The 16433-nt window shown below is 64.2% G+C and carries 16 protein-coding genes and 1 tRNA gene; 3 read left to right on the forward strand and 14 right to left on the reverse strand.

Going from position 1 to position 16433, the window contains the following annotated elements:
- Window positions 1-87 precede the first annotated feature (87 nt).
- From lrpA1 to AArcSl_RS05740, 9 genes are all read right to left on the reverse strand, one after another.
- On the reverse strand, window positions 88-516 hold the full coding sequence (gene lrpA1 / locus AArcSl_RS05700) for an HTH-type transcriptional regulator LrpA1 (RefSeq protein ID WP_119816255.1): 429 nt from the start codon (window positions 514-516) through the stop codon (window positions 88-90).
- Window positions 517-702: 186 nt separating this feature from the next.
- Complete coding sequence (locus AArcSl_RS05705) at window positions 703-1641, reverse strand: thiamine pyrophosphate-dependent enzyme (RefSeq protein WP_119816258.1); 939 nt, start codon at window positions 1639-1641, stop codon at window positions 703-705.
- Between the two features lie 3 nt (window positions 1642-1644).
- Window positions 1645-3540 (reverse strand): 2-oxoacid:acceptor oxidoreductase subunit alpha, encoded by a 1896-nt coding sequence (locus AArcSl_RS05710; protein ID WP_119816261.1) that lies wholly within the window; start codon window positions 3538-3540, stop codon window positions 1645-1647.
- Window positions 3541-3710: 170 nt separating this feature from the next.
- Window positions 3711-5558: an FAD-binding protein gene (locus AArcSl_RS05715; RefSeq protein ID WP_119816264.1), complete on the reverse strand. Its 1848-nt coding sequence runs from the start codon at window positions 5556-5558 to the stop codon at window positions 3711-3713.
- 108 nt (window positions 5559-5666) lie between these two features.
- Window positions 5667-7499, reverse strand: a complete 1833-nt coding sequence (locus AArcSl_RS05720; protein ID WP_119816267.1) for an FAD-binding protein — start codon at window positions 7497-7499, stop codon at window positions 5667-5669.
- Window positions 7500-7530: 31 nt separating this feature from the next.
- Window positions 7531-8487 (reverse strand): succinate dehydrogenase/fumarate reductase iron-sulfur subunit, encoded by a 957-nt coding sequence (locus AArcSl_RS05725; protein WP_119816270.1) that lies wholly within the window; start codon window positions 8485-8487, stop codon window positions 7531-7533.
- A gap of 3 nt (window positions 8488-8490) precedes the next feature.
- Window positions 8491-8862 (reverse strand): succinate dehydrogenase, encoded by a 372-nt coding sequence (locus AArcSl_RS05730; RefSeq protein ID WP_119816272.1) that lies wholly within the window; start codon window positions 8860-8862, stop codon window positions 8491-8493.
- Between the two features lies 1 nt (window position 8863).
- A complete protein-coding gene (gene sdhC, locus AArcSl_RS05735; protein ID WP_119816274.1) occupies window positions 8864-9289 on the reverse strand; it encodes a succinate dehydrogenase, cytochrome b556 subunit in 426 nt (141 codons plus the stop codon).
- A 98-nt stretch (window positions 9290-9387) separates the two neighbouring features.
- Window positions 9388-10392 carry a succinylglutamate desuccinylase/aspartoacylase family protein gene (locus AArcSl_RS05740; protein ID WP_119816276.1) on the reverse strand — a complete coding sequence of 335 codons (1005 nt, stop codon included), beginning with the start codon at window positions 10390-10392 and terminating at the stop codon, window positions 9388-9390.
- Between the two features lie 121 nt (window positions 10393-10513).
- Here AArcSl_RS05740 and AArcSl_RS05745 point away from each other — a divergent pair, with 121 nt between their 5' ends.
- Window positions 10514-11860, forward strand: a complete 1347-nt coding sequence (locus AArcSl_RS05745) for a putative ATP-dependent zinc protease (protein WP_119816278.1) — start codon at window positions 10514-10516, stop codon at window positions 11858-11860.
- A gap of 79 nt (window positions 11861-11939) precedes the next feature.
- On the opposite strand, the gene AArcSl_RS05750 is transcribed toward AArcSl_RS05745, so the two are convergent.
- From AArcSl_RS05750 to AArcSl_RS05765, 4 genes are read right to left on the reverse strand one after another with little or no spacing between them, the layout of a single operon-like run.
- The gene (locus tag AArcSl_RS05750) at window positions 11940-12737 is read right to left on the reverse strand and encodes a GHMP family kinase ATP-binding protein (RefSeq protein WP_245883373.1); all 798 of its coding nucleotides are present in this window, start codon (window positions 12735-12737) and stop codon (window positions 11940-11942) included.
- A 9-nt stretch (window positions 12738-12746) separates the two neighbouring features.
- On the reverse strand, window positions 12747-13514 hold the full coding sequence (locus AArcSl_RS05755; RefSeq protein WP_119816280.1) for a Sir2 family NAD-dependent protein deacetylase: 768 nt from the start codon (window positions 13512-13514) through the stop codon (window positions 12747-12749).
- 42 nt (window positions 13515-13556) lie between these two features.
- A complete protein-coding gene (locus tag AArcSl_RS05760) occupies window positions 13557-14279 on the reverse strand; it encodes a DUF2391 domain-containing protein (RefSeq protein WP_119816282.1) in 723 nt (240 codons plus the stop codon).
- Between the two features lie 40 nt (window positions 14280-14319).
- The gene (locus AArcSl_RS05765) at window positions 14320-15000 is read right to left on the reverse strand and encodes a DUF2391 family protein (protein WP_119816284.1); all 681 of its coding nucleotides are present in this window, start codon (window positions 14998-15000) and stop codon (window positions 14320-14322) included.
- Between the two features lie 103 nt (window positions 15001-15103).
- Here AArcSl_RS05765 and AArcSl_RS05770 point away from each other — a divergent pair.
- Window positions 15104-15178, forward strand: a tRNA-Glu gene (locus AArcSl_RS05770).
- Window positions 15179-15266: 88 nt separating this feature from the next.
- Here the strand turns inward: AArcSl_RS05770 and AArcSl_RS05775 are convergent.
- A complete protein-coding gene (locus tag AArcSl_RS05775; protein WP_119816286.1) occupies window positions 15267-15647 on the reverse strand; it encodes a secondary thiamine-phosphate synthase enzyme YjbQ in 381 nt (126 codons plus the stop codon).
- Between the two features lie 232 nt (window positions 15648-15879).
- Between AArcSl_RS05775 and AArcSl_RS05780 the strand changes: the two genes are divergently transcribed.
- Window positions 15880-16419 (forward strand): DUF7344 domain-containing protein, encoded by a 540-nt coding sequence (locus AArcSl_RS05780; RefSeq protein ID WP_119816287.1) that lies wholly within the window; start codon window positions 15880-15882, stop codon window positions 16417-16419.
- Window positions 16420-16433: the final 14 nt, after the last annotated feature.

The raw sequence follows: 16433 nt of genomic DNA on the forward strand, positions 1-16433 counted from the left end.
CTCTGGAGCCGACGGACGCCATTCACCCGACCTGATTGTGGCTCACTTCAGTATCGCTCACTTCAGTATCGCTCACTTCAATATCGCTCACTTCAGTCGCTCCTGGAGAAACGAGGGGTGTGCCGCCGTGATCCCCTCGATTCCCAGGATGTCCTCCGCGATGACGTCACCGAGTTCGTCCCCGTTTCCGGCCCGGACTTCCGCCATCAGCATGTGATCTCCCGAAGACGTGTACAGCGATTCGACAGCGTCGAGCTGCTTGAGTTCCCGTGTCGCCTCGACATACCGCCCGCTGTCGACGTCCATCCCGACCATCGCGATCGACTGCGAGGAGAGTTTCTTCGGGTCGACCTCCGCGGAGTAGCCGACGATGACTCCCTCCTCCTCCAGTTTGCGGATGTACTTCCGGACGGTGGGTTTCGAAACCCCGGCCTGTTGTGCGATTTCGGCGTACGACGCCTGGGCGTCCTCCTCGAGAGCCTCGAGGATTCGATCCTCCGTCGGGGCAGCGCTCATGTCACCTGTTTTGGCCGGACAGGAAAAATACCTTCCGAATTACAAAAACGTTTGTCGACCACCAGACCACGCTCTTCCGCTACGACAACACAGGGTTTGGTCGGCCGAAAAAAGCGCCTCAGTCTGCGATTTTAGTGATCGAAGGGGGTTCCGACCGTCGGATCGACGCGTCGGCCGCGAGTCTGGCTACCGGTGTTTGTCGATGAACTCGTCGTAGGCGCGTTCCCACTCGTAATCGTCGTCGAAGTACCGCTCCGCCAACGGCGTCTCGGGCATCTCGCCGATGCGCTGTTTCTCCCCCTGATAGGAGGGCCGCGTCTCGTCGACGTAGAACCGACCGGTAAGCACTTCGCCCTCGTACAGCGCCTCCTCGGCGGTGCGCATCGCCTCCTGGGCCTCGACGCGGTCGTGGACGTCGAAGTCGTAGTCGTCGGAGTCCTGGACGTCGGTGTACGGGACGTACTGGCGAGCGTCCTTGTTCCAGGTCGGACACTGCGTGAGGAAATCGATGTGGGCGAAGCCGTCGTGCTGGATCGCCTCAGTGAGGATCTCCTTCGCCTGGTTCGGATTCACCGCGGCGGTCCGGGCGACGTACGAGGCGCCCGAAGTCAGCGCCAGCGACAGCGGGCGGATGGGTTCCTTCGCGCTGCCGTGGGGCTGGGTCTTTGACTTGTGCCCCTTGGGGCTCGTCGGGGAGGTCTGCCCCTTTGTGAGCCCGAAGATCTCGTTGTTGAACACGACGTAGGTCATGTCGTGGTTCTCCCGGGCGGTGTGCATGAAGTGGTTCCCGCCGATCCCGTAGCCGTCGCCGTCGCCGCCGGCAGCGATGACCTCGAGCCCGGGGTTCGCCAGCTTCGCCGCGCGGGCGACAGGCAGCGACCGGCCGTGGATGGTGTGGAAACCGTAGCTGTCGAGATAGCTGTTGAGTTTGCCCGAACAGCCGATACCGGTCACCAGAAGCGTCTCCTCGGGCGTCCGTCCGACCTCGGGAAGCGCCTGTTTCAGCGCCTTCAGGACGCCGAAGTCGCCACAGCCGGGACACCAGGTCGGCTGCGGCTCGATTCCCGGCGTGAACTCCTCTCGGTCGATCTCTCGTTCCTCTCCGATTGCGTTGAATGCACTCATGAGTTAATCACCCGCTGCAGGTACGAACGTCGTTTCAATGCCCGGCACGTCGTCGTTGCCGTCGATCATCGTCGACTCGAACCCGTCGACGATGTCGGCCGGCTCGAACGGGTTGCCGTTGTACTTCAGCAGGCTCGACAGCTTCTCGCCGTAGCGACCAAGCTCCTTCTGGGTGAGCCCGCGGAACTGTGCCGACGCGTTCATCTCCACCACCAGCACCTCATCGACGCTCTCGAGGAACGCCTCGACCTCCTCGACAGGATACGGCACGAGATCGGAGACGCCCAGCGACTTGACCGAGTGACCAGCTGCGTTCAGTTCGTCGACCGCCTCCTCGACGGTTCCCTGCTGGCTACCCCACGTGAGGATTCCGTATTCGGCGTCTTCGGGGCCGTGTGGCGTCTGGTTGCCCTCGTCGTCGAGGTCCGCCCGGATCGCTTCGACCTTTTGGCTCCGCCGGTCGACCTGCGCGACCCGGTTTTCCGGACTCTCGCTTATGTGGCCCGAGGGCTCGTGTTCGTTGCCCGACGCGAGGAACCGGCCACCCTTCTGGCCGGGCAGCGACCGCGGGCTCACGCCGTCTGCGACGTCGTGCTGGTATCGCTCGTACTTGCCCGCGGCGTTGTGCGGCGCGTCCTCGAGTTCCGCCTCCGTCAGCGTCGATCCCAGATCCGGGTTCGGCTCCCGGTCGAACGTGCTCTCGGGGACGCTTATCAGCTCCCCGCCGAGCTTCTGGTCGTACAGGACGATCGCCGGGATCTGGTACTCGTAGGCGATCCGGAACGCCGTCCGTGTCTGGTCGTACGCTTCCTCGACGGTTCCCGGGGCGAACACCACGCGGTGGGTGTCACCCTGGGAAGTGTACAGGACGTGCTCGAGGTCGCCCTGCTCTGTCTTCGTCGGCATCCCCGTGGAGGGGCCGGCGCGCATCGCCTCGACGAACACTACCGGCGTCTCGGTCATCTCCGCCAGCCCGAGCGGCTCCGACATCAGCGCGAACCCGCCGCCGGAGGAGCCCGACATCGCCTTGACGCCGGCGTGGGACGCCCCGAGCGCCAGCGCCGCCGCCGCGATCTCGTCTTCGACCTGCTCGGAGATCCCCCCGAGCTGCGACATACTCTGGGTCATGATGGTGAATACCTCCGTCCACGGCGTCATCGGATAGCCGGCGATGAACCGGCATCCCTCGTCGATGGCACCGTAGGAGATGGCCTCCGATCCGGACAGCAGAAGCTGCGGTTCGTCGTGCTCCCCGGACGGAACCGCCACGTCGTGGGCGTCCGGGTCGTGCTCCTCTTTGACCTGGTCGTACGCCGTCTGGAGGATCTCGAGGTTCGGCTCGAGGATCTTCTCGGGCATCGCCTCGCGCATGAGGTCCTGGATGTACTCTAAGTCCATTCCGATCAACGCACACGTCACACCGACGCCGGCCGTGTTCCGCATGACCTCCCGCCCCTGCTCTCGGGCCATCCCGCGGAGGTCGATCGGATACACGTGCCAGTTGTTCTCCTCGGCTCGTCGGTCGAACTCCTCGATCTCGCCTGCGTCGAGCAGCCCCGAATCGTAGACGATCACGCCACCCTCGCGGAGCTCGTCGAGGTTCTCCGAGAGCGGTTTGAGTTCTTCGTTCCCGTAGTAGGCGTCCTCCTGTGGGTTCCGAGCGAAGGAGTCCCCCAACGCGAGGAGGAAATTGTATCCGTTCCCCCGCGACTTGACGGGTTCGCTCGACGCCCGGATTTCCGTGTACGTGTGGCCGCCCCGGATCCGCGACGGGTAGTGGCGGTGCGTGAACACGTGCAGTCCCGACCGCATCAACGCCTTGGCGAAGTTCTGGCTGGTCGAGGCGATGCCGTCACCCGAACCGCCGGAAATCCGCCAGATGAGTTCACTTTCAGTCATAGTTTTTGGCCGCGGCCCGTTCGGGCCGAGTATCCTGGACTTGCGAGGGCGAGGTAAAAGGGCTTGCTATGAATTACCACAAATCGATCGTTATGAATCCCCTAGTTCCGGAAAACGTTGCTTCCGGGACGACGCGTCTTTCGACGAAAAAATGAAACGCAGAGGGGGGATCAGTAGCTGCGTGTCTTCGGCTCGTAGGTTTTCGCTTCGCCCTCGAGAACGACCGGCCGGAACCACAGCTCCGGATCGCCGTCGTTCCACGAGAGCATGGTGTGTTTGAGCCACTCGTCGTCCTTGCGCGTCTGGTGTTCCTTCCGCCAGTGGGCACCCCGGAACTCCTCGCGAGCCAGCGCGCCGATGGTGATCGCCTCCGCCAGATCCAGCAGGTTCCGGGTTTCGATCGTCTGGAGCAGGTCGGTGTTGAACGTCCGCGACGGATCCGCGACAGCGACGTCCTGATACCGCCCCCGTGCGCGCCGAATGCCCCGAAGCGCCTGTTCGAGTCCCTCTTCCTCGCGGAACACGTTGACGTATTGGGTCATCGACTCCTGCAGTTCGGCCCGGATCTCCGCGTGGTGGACGCCGTCGTCGCGCTCCAGGAGAGTCTCCACGCGCTCGCGTTCGTTCGCGACCGCGCGCTCGACGATGTCGGTTCCCCCGGGTTCCGATCCCTCGGGTTCCGTTCCGCCGTCGGAGGCGACGGGTTCGCCGGAGGCGTCGACCTCGCCGAGTTCGACCGACGCCGCGATATCGCCGGGTTCGTACTCGCCGCGTTTGCCCGTCTCGATTTTCGCCTCCCCGATCTCTTTGCCCCCGGCATGATGTCCGGCGCGCTTGCCGAAGACGGTCAGCTCGGGCAGGGCGTTCCCTCCCAATCGGTTGGCACCGTGGACCGACGCACAGGCACACTCGCCGGCGGCGTACAACCCCTCGATGCACGTCTCGCCGTTCTCGTCGGTCTCGATCCCGCCCATCGCGTAGTGCTGCCCCGGCTTTACCGGCATGGGCTCCTCGAGTGGATCGACGCCCTCGAAGTCCTCCGCGAGGTGGACGATGTTCTCCAGCCGGTCGATGATGCGCTCCTCGCCCAGGTGGCGCATGTCCAGATGGACGTACTCGTCTTCGATTCCCCGACCCTCGTTCACCTCGGTGAGCTCCGCCCGGGAAACCACGTCCCTGGAGGCCAACTCGCCGGCGTTGTTCGCGTAGCCGCGCTCGAACATGAACCGCTCTCCCTCCGCGTTGTAGAGGATTCCCCCCTCCCCGCGGACGCCCTCGGTGATCAACACCCCCGTCGAGGGCAGCGTCGTCGGGTGGAACTGGATGAACTCCATGTCCTCCAGGGGCACCCCCGCACGGTAGGCCATTGCGGTGCCGTCGCCGGTGCATGCGACCGCGTTCGTGGTGTGATCGTACACCTGTCCGGGGCCCCCGGTCGCGAGGATCACCCCGTCGTTCGCTTTGAACCCCGCGATCTCGCCGGTTTTGACGTCGTAGGCGACGACGCCGTGACACGTCCTGTCCTCCGGGCGTTCTTCGTCGGTAACCGCGAGCCGCGTGACGTGCCATTCGTCGTACACCTCGACGCCGCGCTTTACGAGCTGTTCGTACAGTGTGTGAAGCAACTGGTGTCCGGTTTCGGCGCCGGCGTATGTCGTCCGGGGGAACGACAGCCCGCCGAACGGTCGCTGACTCATCCGACCGTCGTCATCGCGGGAAAAGGCCATCCCCCAGTGCTCCAGCTGGACGGTTTCCTCTGGGCTGTCCTGGCACAACGTCTCGATGGCCGGCGCGTCCCCGAGGTAGTCGGAGCCTTTCATCGTGTCGTAGGCGTGGTCTTCCCAGGAGTCGCCATCCCGGAGCGCGGCGTTGATGCCGCCCTCCGCTGCGCCGGTGTGGGACCGGACCGGATGGAGCTTCGTGACGATGGCCACGTCGGCCCCCGCTTCCTGTGCCGCGATCGCCGCCCGAAGGCCGGCACCGCCTCCGCCGACCACGATGACGTCGTATTCGTACATTTATCTCCTCTCTGTATAAGAAATACAGCAACCTAATTGTACTGTTCGTTCCAGTCGGCAATTGCCGAGGCTGCGATCGCAAGAAGCCGCGACCGCCAGCGAGCCGGGTTAGTAGCTTCGCTCTTTCGGCTCGTAGTTTTGCATCTCGCCCTCGAGGACTACCGGCCGGTACCAGAGCTTCGGATCGCCGTCGTTCCACGAGACGAAGGTGTGTTTGAGCCACTCGTCGTCCTTGCGGGTTTGGTGCTTCTCGCGCCAGTGAGCGCCACGGAACTCCTCGCGGGCCAGCGCGCCGACCACGATCGTTTCCGCGACGTCGATGACGTTGCGCGTCTCCAGCGCCTGGATCAGGTCGGTGTTGAACGTCCGCGAGGGATCCTCCACGTGCACCTCCTGATACAGGCTCCGGGCCTCCAGGACGTCACGGAGCGCCTGCTCGAGACCGCTCTCCTCGCGGAACACGTTGACGTGCTGGCCCATCGTGTCCTGGACCGTCGCCCGAATTCTGGCGTGGTTGACGCCGTCATCGCGTTCGAGCAGCCGATCGATCCGCGCCCGTTCGGACTCCGCCGCGTTCTCGACGAGGTCGGCCGGCGAGGCGGCCATCGCGCCGCCGTCCGCGACCGGGGCGGGCTCGACGCCGGCGGTCCCGAGCGCGACCGGCGGCTCGAAGTCGGCCTCCTCGGCGTCGTCGGTCCTGCCGGTCGGGACCTCAGGTTCCTCGATTTCCCCGCCTGCGGCGTCTCGACCGGCGCGCTCGCCGAACACGAGCAGTTCCGCGAGCGAGTTCCCGCCCAGGCGGTTCGCACCGTGCATCGAGACGCAGGCGCATTCGCCGGCGGCGTACAATCCATCGATGCGAGTCCGGCCGTTCTCGTCGGTCTCGATCCCGCCCATCGTGTAGTGACAGCCGGGTTTGACGGGCATGGGCTCCTCGAGTGGATCGACGCCCTCGAAGTCCTCCGCGAGGTGAACGATGTTCTCCAGCCGGTCGATGATGCGCTCCTCGCCCAGGTGGCGCATGTCCAGATGGACGTACTCGTCTTCGATTCCCCGACCCTCGTTCACCTCGGTGAGCTCCGCCCGGGAAACCACGTCCCTGGAGGCCAACTCGCCGGCGTTGTTCGCGTAGCCGCGCTCGAACATGAACCGCTCTCCCTCCGCGTTGTAGAGGATTCCCCCCTCCCCGCGGACGCCCTCGGTGATCAACACCCCCGTCGAGGGCAGCGTCGTCGGGTGGAACTGGATGAACTCCATGTCCTCCAGGGGCACCCCCGCACGGTAGGCCATTGCCATCCCGTCGGCCGAGTTGGAGATGGCGTTCGTGGTGTGTTCGAACACCTGACCGGCGCCGCCGGTCGCGAGGACCACGCCGTTACGGGCGTGAAAGCCCGCTACCTCGCCGGTCCCGATGTCGATCGCGACGACGCCGTGACAGCGTCGATCTGCCGGGTCGTCCTCGTCGGTCACGACGAGTCGCGTCACGTACCACTCGTCGTAGACCGTGATGCCGCGTTTTACCACCTGTTCGTACATCGTATGGAGCAGATGGTGACCGGTCTCGGCCCCGGCGTAGGCGGTCCGCGGGAACGCCATTCCGCCGAACGGTCGCTGGGAGATGCGACCGTCCTCCTCGCGAGAGAACGCCATCCCCCACCGTTCGAGTTGAACGACCTCCCGCGGGATGTTCTCGGCGAACGTCTCGACCGCGGGGGCGTCGGCGAGGTAGTCCGACCCCTTCATCGTCTCGTAGGCGTGATCCTCCACCGAGTCGTCCGGGTGGAGGGCGGCGTTGACGCCGCCTTCCGCCGCGCCGGTGTGGGACCGGACCGGATGGAGCTTCGTGACGATGGCCACGTCGGCCCCCGCTTCCTGTGCCGCGATCGCCGTGCGGAGACCGGCGCCGCCCGCGCCGACCACGATGACGTCGTATTCGTGCATAGTTTGATCTGAGTGTCTTCTCGCGTCTGGATCACCAGAACTTCAGGTTGTGTTTGACCGCTTCACGCTTGAGCGCCTGGATGTGCTCGGTGAGCGGGATGTCCTTCGGACACACCTCGGTACAGGAGAACTGGGTCTGACACCGCCAGACGCCGTTCTCTTCCTCGATGAGCTGCAACCGGTGTTCCGTCATGTCCTCGCCCTCCCGCTCGTCCATGGCGAACCGGTACGCCTTGTTGAGCGCGGCAGGGCCGAGATACTCGTTGTTCCCGGCGGCGATGTTGCACGAGGACATACAGGCGGCACACCAGATACACCGCGTAGACATCTTGATCTTCTCTCGGTTCTCCCGCGTCTGTCGCTGCTCTTCGAGTTCGTCCTCGGGGAGTTCGTTCGTCTGGAAGTACGGCTCGACCGCCTCCATCTGGTCGTAGAAGTGCTCCATGTCGACGACGAGGTCCTTTTCGACCGCCGAATGCGGGAGCGGTTCGACCATGACGGGTTCGCTCATGTCGCTGATCTGCGTCTTGCAGGCGAGTCGCTGTCTCCCGTTGACAAACAGCGCGTCCGACCCACAGATCGCCTGCCGACAGGAGTGTCTGAAGGTGAGGGAGGGATCGTAGTTGTCCCGCGCCCAGATCAGCGCGTCCAGGACGGTCATCCCCTTCGTGAACGGAACGTGGAAGTCATCGAAGTAAGGCTCCGTCTTGCCTTCGACGTCGGGATCGTACCTGAACACGCGTAGATGGACGGTGTCGTCGGCCGACGCCGCCACGTCTTCGGCCTCGCGTTGGGCCTCCGCGTCGCGTTCGGCTGCACGCTCACGTTTGGCCTCCCTGCGTCGTTCGCCCGGCGAGGGTACATCCGGTTCTGTCTCGGTCGCGGTTCCGGTTTCGGCCGCCGCGTCCGTTTCCGCTTCCGTTTCGGCTGCCACGTTCGTTTCTGCCTCCGTTTCGGCCGCCGCAGTTTCAGTTGCGTCTGTACTCATGGTTCAAAACACCCCGATCCCGGCCCAGGCGTTCGCTGTCCTGATTCCCTGTACGATCACGACGACGCTGGCGACGACGAGGATCCACTTCACCGCGGTGCGCTTCGTGCCCGAAAGCCCCTGATTTATGAGCGCATTGTACACGCCGTTGACGCCGTGGAACGTCGCCGTAATCAAAAACAGCACCATTAGCGAGTAGTAGCTCCACTGTTCCATGCGTCCGGCTGTCAACGCGAACGACACCTCGTCGGCGTGATAGACGAAGTGCAGCAAAAAGAAGTGGAACGCCAGCACGACGATCAAAAACGCCGCCGTGATCCGCTGGAGCAGCCACATCGTCCCGCCGTGTTGGAAGGAAGAGTACTGTTGTGCCATCTCAGAACGCCCCCGCGATGAACGTCGGTACCGACGCGACGGTGATTGCGCCCGTCAGTATCAACGACGCGTAAAAGCTCTTGTCCTGTGACTCCAGGCCGATCCCCAGGTCGATGAACAGCAGCCGCGTCCCGTTCAGGATGTGGAACACGGCGACAGCGAGCAATCCGACTTCGAGAACGCGAACCAGCAACAGTTCCTCGAGCGTCACGATCGTCTGGGTGTAGATGTCGTTTCCGGCCGCGATCACCGACGGGTCCTGACTCGCTGCGGGGATCGCCGTACTGAGCACGGCGATGTGGGTAAACAGGTATCCCACGAGCACCCAGCCGGTGAACTTGTGGAAGATCCAGGCCCACATCCCGGCCGAGAACTCCCGCCAGCGGCTAAAGTCCTCGATCACGCCCCTGTTGTACGACTGACTCATAACGTTTGGGCGGTCGTCGCGGGGGGGTATAGTAGTTACGTAGTCTCCGACAATTAGGGAACACCCGAGCGTAACGCGGGAACCGGGGGGAGCGACTCTCACCCCCGTGATTCGAGTACCCGCCGAACCTCCGGCTCGAGTTCGACCAGGTGACACAGCGGGTTGCCGGGATACACGACTGGATTTTCGAGTATGCCGACCAGAACGCCGGTGAACGGCGCCTCGATGGCGACGTCGTCCGCCTTGAACGGGTTCGTGATCGTCGCGATCTGCTCGCCTTCCCGCACGAGTTCGCCGCGCGAGGCGTGCATGTCGACGATTCCGCCCCCGTCCGCGCGGATCCACGTCTTCTCTGTGCCGCCGGCGACGATGGTCCGCCATCCGGGCCACCGGACCGCGGCAGATTCCAGTATCCCGTACTCCGCGAAAACCGACTGGACGCCAGCGAGCGCGTCGTCGATCAGATCCCGCTGGAACCGGTGTGCCTCCCCCATCTCGACGGTGATCGTCGGCGTTCCGGCGTTCGTCGCTTCCCCTCTGAGCGTCCCGTCCGGGGGCTCACTGTCGATGACCACCTTCGATCCGAACGCCATCGCGAGCCGGTGGACCTCCTCGTCGGTCATGTCCGCTCTCACGTGGAGCATGTTCGTCCGTCCCCGGGTCGAGGTGTGGAAGTCGATTCCGACGTCACACGGCTCGATGAAGTTCGTGAAGATCCGGTGGGCCATCCGTTTCGAACTCGTCGATTCGGGATCACCCGGGAACGAACGGTTCAGATCCCGATCGTAGATCGGTAGATATCGCTGTTGAGCGATGAACCCCGGGACGTTGAGGACGGGCAGACAGACCAGCGTCCCGGCGAGGTCGGACAGCTCCCACTCGTGGGCGACCTCCCGGACCACCTCGATACCGTTGAGTTCGTCGCCATGAGACGCTGCAGAGAGAAACGCGGTCGGACCGGGGCGCTCGCCGTTGATGATCGTCACTGGGATGCGAACCGGATCCCCCAGATACGTCTCGCTGATCCGATACCGGAAGTTCTGTCGCTCCCCGGGTTCTACCTTCCCCCCATTGAACGTGAAAACGTCCCCGGACGCGGCCATGACCGGGATCAAACGTGCGTGGACTTAAATGATCGGACAGCACGGCGAGACTCCGGAACGGCAGGGAACTGAAGACTGAAAAACCGGCAAACATATTGACGTACCCCAAATATGTGGATTCATGTCTGAGGAGCCAGTCCGAGTCGGCGTACTGTCGCTGCACAACAGCAAGGAGACGAAAGCGATCTGCAACGCGATCGACGACCTGGGACACGAAGGGATCTGGCTCCGGCGAGAGAACGCGGCAGTCTCTATCGAGGACGGCGAGGTGAGCGTCGAACCCGACATCGACGTCATCGCGAACCGGCTGTTGCTCTCGAACACCGAAGAGCCAGCCGAAGCACTCGGCCTCGCGACGACGTTCAACCGGATCCGGCCGATGCTCAACGAGCCGGGGGCGGTGCTCACGGCGATCCACAAGTTCGCAACCGCCGCGACGCTGGCCGACTGGAACATCCGCGTTCCGGACGCCTTGCTTGCGCTGTCGAACCAGCGGCTCAACCAGGGCCGCGAACGGTTCGGCGAGGTGGGCGTCTACAAAACCGCGATCGGGACCCACGGCGGCGGCACCTGGAAGGTAGATCTCACCGAGCCGGTGAACCCGAAGGTCGGGAACCGGCAGGCGTTCCTCCAGGAGTTGATCGACAGGGACGGCGAAAAACACCGGGACCTGCGTGTGTACGTCGTGGGCGATCAGATCGTCGGCGCGATGTACCGGTACGCACCCGAAGGCGACTGGCGGACGAACGTCGCGCTCGGGGGTGCCGTCGAGGACGCTGACGACATGCCCGAAGAGGCCGCCGAAACCGCGCTGTACGCGACCGAAGTCATCGGGCTCGACTACGCCGGCGTCGACCTCGTCGAGGGCTACGACGGCTGGTACGTACTGGAGGTGAACCCGACGGCAGGGTTCAAGGGGTTGTTCGAGGCGACCGGTGTCTCGCCCGCCCCGCACATCGCCAAACACGCGATCGAAACCGTCGGCGGCGAGGTCGACGAGAAGCGCGTCGAGGGGCTCTCGACGGCGCTCGACGACTCCCGGCCGGCCTCGGCACCGAGACCGATCCGGACCGATCTGGGCGAGACGCCGCTCATCGGCTACATCGAGGAAGTACTGGTCATCGGTACCAGCGGCTCGAAGCAGGCCCACGCCAAGTCCGACACCGGCGCAACCCGAACGAGCATCGACACCCAACTCGCCGCCGATATCGGAGCCGGACCCATAAAGAGTATGACCCGCGTGAAGTCCGGAAGCATGAAGACCGGCAAGGCCCGACCCGTCGTCGATCTCGTGATCGGAATCGGCGGCAACCAGCACACCGTCACCGCAAGCGTCGAGGACCGCTCGCACATGGACTACCCGCTGTTGCTCGGCCGCGACATCCTCCAGCACTACCGCGTCGACGTGCGAAAGCGGGTCGACGACGCGGTCGAGGAAGACGAACGCGAAGAAGAGTATCTCGAATAGCGACTTGCTCTCGTCGTTCTCGAACAGTAGTTCCAGCGGTACGGCTCCTGAGCGGCTCCCGTTTTCGACATTCCGACGGTCAGGTCCCGGACAACAGTCTCGCACCCACGGGGGAGACGTGGGTGCGTTCGGGCAGAATACCGTCCACGTCCACGGCGAAGACGGTCTCGCCGAACAGCGCCATCCCGGCAGCCCCACCGGCGGCCTCGACACGTTCGATCTGTCGGTCGACGAACGACGTCGCGATTCCGGTTTCGGCGACGTATTCCCGGGAGCGTTCCGCCAGTTGCCGCAGCGTCGGCTCGGAATCGAGCGCGTCGAGTCCCCGGATTCCCGCACGGCGGGCAGCAGTCATGAACGCCTCGTCGTCCAGCATCGTGGCGGTGTCGATCCCGCCGGCCGTGGCGTACTCGATCGGTGAAGACGGAACCGTTCGTCGGATCCCCGCGTCAGTGGTCCACAGCAGGCCGCCGCGTTCCTGAATGAACACGTCGCCCTGGCCAGTTCCGGCCGCCATCTCCGCACGGTGGGCGGCGTCGACGAGTTCGGCCCGCGATCGGGGGAGATCGAACGCGTCGGCCGCGGCGATCGCCGTCGCCAGCGTCGCCGCCCCGCTGGCCCCGAACCCGTGGCCCAGCGGTACCTCCGGGCGCACGTCGACCGACGCAGTCACCCCGAGATCCGAACATAGCCCCTCGACCGGCTCGAAGGGGGCCGGTTCCCCTTCGACGGTAACCGAGATCGTGTCGGCCGGTTCGAGTTCGACGACGACACCGTCCCGGATCGCGAAGCTCGCACCCCTGGAGGCGCCGCCCTCCGCGGGTGGCGGGGCAAAGAGTCCGGTGACACTTCCCGGGGCGAACGCTCGGATGACCATACTCGGAGGTCACTCCGGATCACACTTCAACACTCGCGTTGCGAGGGCGGGCAGCAGTTCGGTGACGTCCTCGCGAAACGTGTACGTCGCCCGCGATGCGTACCGGGTTCGCTCGAAATTAATGATCGCGAGTACGCCGTCCCGCTGGTAGCTCGGCAACGACGCGGCCGGATCCACCTGGAGCGAGGAGCCAGCGGCGACGATCACGTCGCTGTCTTCCGCCAGCCGACGGGCACGTCCGAGAACGTCTTTGGGCAGTAGTTCGCCGAACAGCACGACGTCCGGCTTATACACCCCGCCACACTCCCCGCAGGTCGGCGGGTTCTCCCCCGACCGGATCCGGTCGTGGATCGCTTGGGCGGGCTTTCGCCGACCACACCGGTGACACACAACGCGTTCGGCGTTGCCGTGCAACTCCAGTACCGTCCCGGTTCCAGCGGCAGTGTGTAATCCGTCGGTGTTCTGAGTGACGACGGCGTCGAGGATTCCGGCGTTTTCGAGGTCCGCGAGCGCCTCGTGTGCCGGATTCGGTTCGATGTCGTCGGGCCGCAATAGCTCGTTCAGCTCCAGCCGATCCTCCCAGAACCCTTCGGGATCCCGTTCGAAGCGAGTGACGTGGAAATCCGCCTCCGAGAACTCCTCCCCCCAGATCCCGTCCTCGCCCCGGAACGTCGGGATCCCCGAGGCCGCCGACAGCCCTGCTCCGGTGAGCGCGATGGCGGTGTCGGCCTCCCGGAGGTCTCTAGCGAGCGCCTCGAGATCGTCGCTCCGTTCCATATTTTCGGTAGGGGCCGAAGCGTATTGAGCATCCGGGCGACGTCAGTCGTCCCCGCCTCCGACTGCTTCGGTAAAGGAGTCGAACCGGTCGCGGATGTCCGGTCCTTCCGACTCGCCGGGGAGGATGTCGCCCAGCGCCGCCCCGAAGGCGGCGGCCGTCCAGATGACGGAAATCCGGGCGAACGCAACGCCGGGATCCTCCCACCCCTCGACCCGGCCCCACATCGTCATGAGTGTCGTCGCCGTGATGAACGAGACGGCCAGTACACCGAGGAGCCGGCGGGGAACGATGCCGAGGATTCGCTGGACGTCGACGTCCCGGAAGTCGGCGTAGTACATCAGCCCGGCCGACAGGAGAACGATGAACGCCACGTTCGCGAGGAGGAACACCGGGACACCGCCGACAGTCACCGCGAGGAAGTGATCGCCGATGTCGTAGACACCGTCCTCGACCAGAAGCGGCAGCGAGATCAGGATGCTACCGACGAACGACTCCGCGATGTCCCGGGTCGTGTACTTGCTCACTCGCCGGGTGAACGCCCGGCTACCCGGCATCCGCTCGACGAGATCGATCGTCTGGCGGACCTTCCGCTGCTCGTGCTCGGCGTCGACGGTCTCTTCGAGCGCTGCAAGCTCCGTGAGGAGATCCGACACGTCCGGGTTCTCTCGGTCGATCTCGTGTCGGTTCCTTCCCCGTTCGATTTCGGGATCGGTTCGCGACCGGGCCGGCGGATCATCCGCTCTGGGATCGGGTTCGTCGGTCATCGACCGAACGGTACGCGGACGCCCGGCGAAAAACTCCCGGCTACGTTTCGGAATCGGGACGGTCAAGCAGCTCGCTTACGTCCGTCCCGGTCGACTCGCCGGGGAGGATGTCGCCCAGCGCCGCCCCGAAGGCGGCCGCCGCCCAGATGACCGTGACCCGTCCGACGGTCTCGAAGGAGGTCGGATCCTCGGCGGCGAGGCGGCCCCACATGTACATCATCAGCGTCGCCGTCAGTAGCGAGATCGCGAGGACGCCGATCAGCCGACGTGGGATGATGCCGAACACCGGGCGATGGATCTGGACGTCACGGAAGTCGGTGTAGTACAACATTCCGGCAGTGAGAACGACGACGAACACGACGTTCGCGATGAAGAACGGCGGGACCGAGGCGATTGTGACGGACGTGAGATAGTCGGCGATCTCGAAAACGCCGTCCTCGACCAGAAGCGGCAGGGAAAACAGGACTGCCCCGACGAACGCCTCCGCCATGTCCCGGGTCGTGTACTTGCTCACTCGCCGGGTGAACGCCCGGCTACCGGGCATTCGCTCGACGAGGGCGATCGTTTGACGCACCTTGCGTCGTTCGTGGTCGTCGTCGACGGTGGTCTCCAGCCGCTCGAGTTTCGCAATCAGGTCGTCGATATTTGGATCGTCCGGACCCGCGTTTCCCGAACTCTCAGTGTGAGGTGTTCCCATTTCGGAGTCGTTCGGTTCCGTCATGTTCCAAACGACAACGGACTGGATATAAATGTGTGCCGTCGGCCCACACACTGGCCGTAGTTGAGAAGAGTTAAATCGAAGGCAGCAATACGTGCGGTTGCACGCTCGCTTGGTGTAGCCCGGCCAATCATATCGGCCTTTCGAGCCGATGACAGGGGTTCAAATCCCCTAGCGAGCACTCTTCTGAGGAACGAAGTGACGAGAGAAGTGCATAGCGAGAGCGGGTCACCTTTTCAGTGATCCACACCCGCCACGTCGCCCCTTTTTCAGTGAACGACGACGTCGAGTGTGCGGGACCGGGGCCCATCACACTCCACCAGCAGGATCGCCTGCCACGTCCCCAGGTCCGGCTCGCCGTCACGAACTGGAACCGTAACGCTCTCACTCAAAAGGAGCGCCCGGAGATGGGAGTCGGCGTTGTCGTCGATCCGGTCGTGTTCCCACCCCTCGTCGGGAACGAGCTCCGAGAGAAACGTCTCCACGTCCCCGAGGAGCCGCTCTTCGGGCTCGTTGACGACGAGGCCGGCGGTGGTGTGGCGAACGAACACGGTGGCGACGCCGTCTGCGGACGGCGGGAGAACGTCCGTCACCTGCTCTGTCACGTCGTGAACCGCAGTTCCGGTCTCGGTATCGACGGTGAAACGCATCTCGATCGGAGTTTGCCGGGCACAGTATAAAAGGTACCCCGGAAATGACGAACTCCCCGGCAGCAACCCGAAACGTTCTTTTCGACGACAGAGTTAATACGTAGAAACCTATCTAATACAATAGATAATCTTTATGAAATCAACACAGAAGCCACAGCTAGATCTGCAGTTTTCGACGACGCCGGTTTCCTCCCGACGGCAGCAACAGACCTTCGGACCGTCAGCTACGTGCGTGGCGTCTACAGGAACGGAACTCTCCCTGGACGCGACGTTCGCGACGTTGAGCAACCGACGGCGCCGCGATGTGCTCCGATACCTGAAGGGGAATCCGGGCGAGTCGAGCGTCCGGACGCTCACCGAGCGGATCGCCGCCTGGGAGAATGACGTCGACCCCTCCGAAGTGTCCTATCGACAACGGAAACGGGTGTACACGTCACTCCACCAGACGCATCTCCCGAAACTGGCGGACGGCGGATTTATCGAGTACGAACCTCACAGGGGTCGGGTCGCCTTGACGCCCGCCGCAGCCGAACTGGACGTCTATCTCGAGACGGTCGGGAAACACGAACTTCCCTGGAGCGAATACTACCTCGGACTCGGCGCCGTCTCGCTTGCGGCGACCGTCGCCCTCGCCCTCGGCGTCCTTCCGGCGGGGATTATCACCGGAACGACGCTTTCGGCCGTCGTGGGCCTCGTGCTGTTCGTTTCGGCACTCGTGCACGTTGTTTCGAGCCGGCGGATGCGACTCGAAGACGACACATCCCCTCGGTGAAGACGAGACCGGAC

It is taken from the genome of Halalkaliarchaeum desulfuricum, from assembly GCF_002952775.1.
Lineage (GTDB): Archaea > Halobacteriota > Halobacteria > Halobacteriales > Haloferacaceae > Halalkaliarchaeum > Halalkaliarchaeum desulfuricum.

Coding starts and splice junctions, on each gene's coding strand:
- lrpA1 (WP_119816255.1), bottom strand. CDS start 516: ATGAGCGCTGCCCCGACGGAGGATCGAATCCTCGAGGCTCTCGAGGAG.
- AArcSl_RS05725 (WP_119816270.1), bottom strand. CDS start 8,487: ATGAGTACAGACGCAACTGAAACTGCGGCGGCCGAAACGGAGGCAGAA.
- AArcSl_RS05765 (WP_119816284.1), bottom strand. CDS start 15,000: ATGACGGAACCGAACGACTCCGAAATGGGAACACCTCACACTGAGAGT.
- sdhC (WP_119816274.1), bottom strand. CDS start 9,289: ATGAGTCAGTCGTACAACAGGGGCGTGATCGAGGACTTTAGCCGCTGG.
- AArcSl_RS05755 (WP_119816280.1), bottom strand. CDS start 13,514: ATGGAACGGAGCGACGATCTCGAGGCGCTCGCTAGAGACCTCCGGGAG.
- AArcSl_RS05715 (WP_119816264.1), bottom strand. CDS start 5,558: ATGTACGAATACGACGTCATCGTGGTCGGCGGAGGCGGTGCCGGCCTT.
- AArcSl_RS05745 (WP_119816278.1), top strand. CDS start 10,514: ATGTCTGAGGAGCCAGTCCGAGTCGGCGTACTGTCGCTGCACAACAGC.
- AArcSl_RS05750 (WP_245883373.1), bottom strand. CDS start 12,737: ATGGTCATCCGAGCGTTCGCCCCGGGAAGTGTCACCGGACTCTTTGCC.
- AArcSl_RS05740 (WP_119816276.1), bottom strand. CDS start 10,392: ATGGCCGCGTCCGGGGACGTTTTCACGTTCAATGGGGGGAAGGTAGAA.
- AArcSl_RS05730 (WP_119816272.1), bottom strand. CDS start 8,862: ATGGCACAACAGTACTCTTCCTTCCAACACGGCGGGACGATGTGGCTG.
- AArcSl_RS05710 (WP_119816261.1), bottom strand. CDS start 3,540: ATGACTGAAAGTGAACTCATCTGGCGGATTTCCGGCGGTTCGGGTGAC.
- AArcSl_RS05760 (WP_119816282.1), bottom strand. CDS start 14,279: ATGACCGACGAACCCGATCCCAGAGCGGATGATCCGCCGGCCCGGTCG.
- AArcSl_RS05705 (WP_119816258.1), bottom strand. CDS start 1,641: ATGAGTGCATTCAACGCAATCGGAGAGGAACGAGAGATCGACCGAGAG.
- AArcSl_RS05720 (WP_119816267.1), bottom strand. CDS start 7,499: ATGCACGAATACGACGTCATCGTGGTCGGCGCGGGCGGCGCCGGTCTC.
- AArcSl_RS05775 (WP_119816286.1), bottom strand. CDS start 15,647: ATGCGTTTCACCGTCGATACCGAGACCGGAACTGCGGTTCACGACGTG.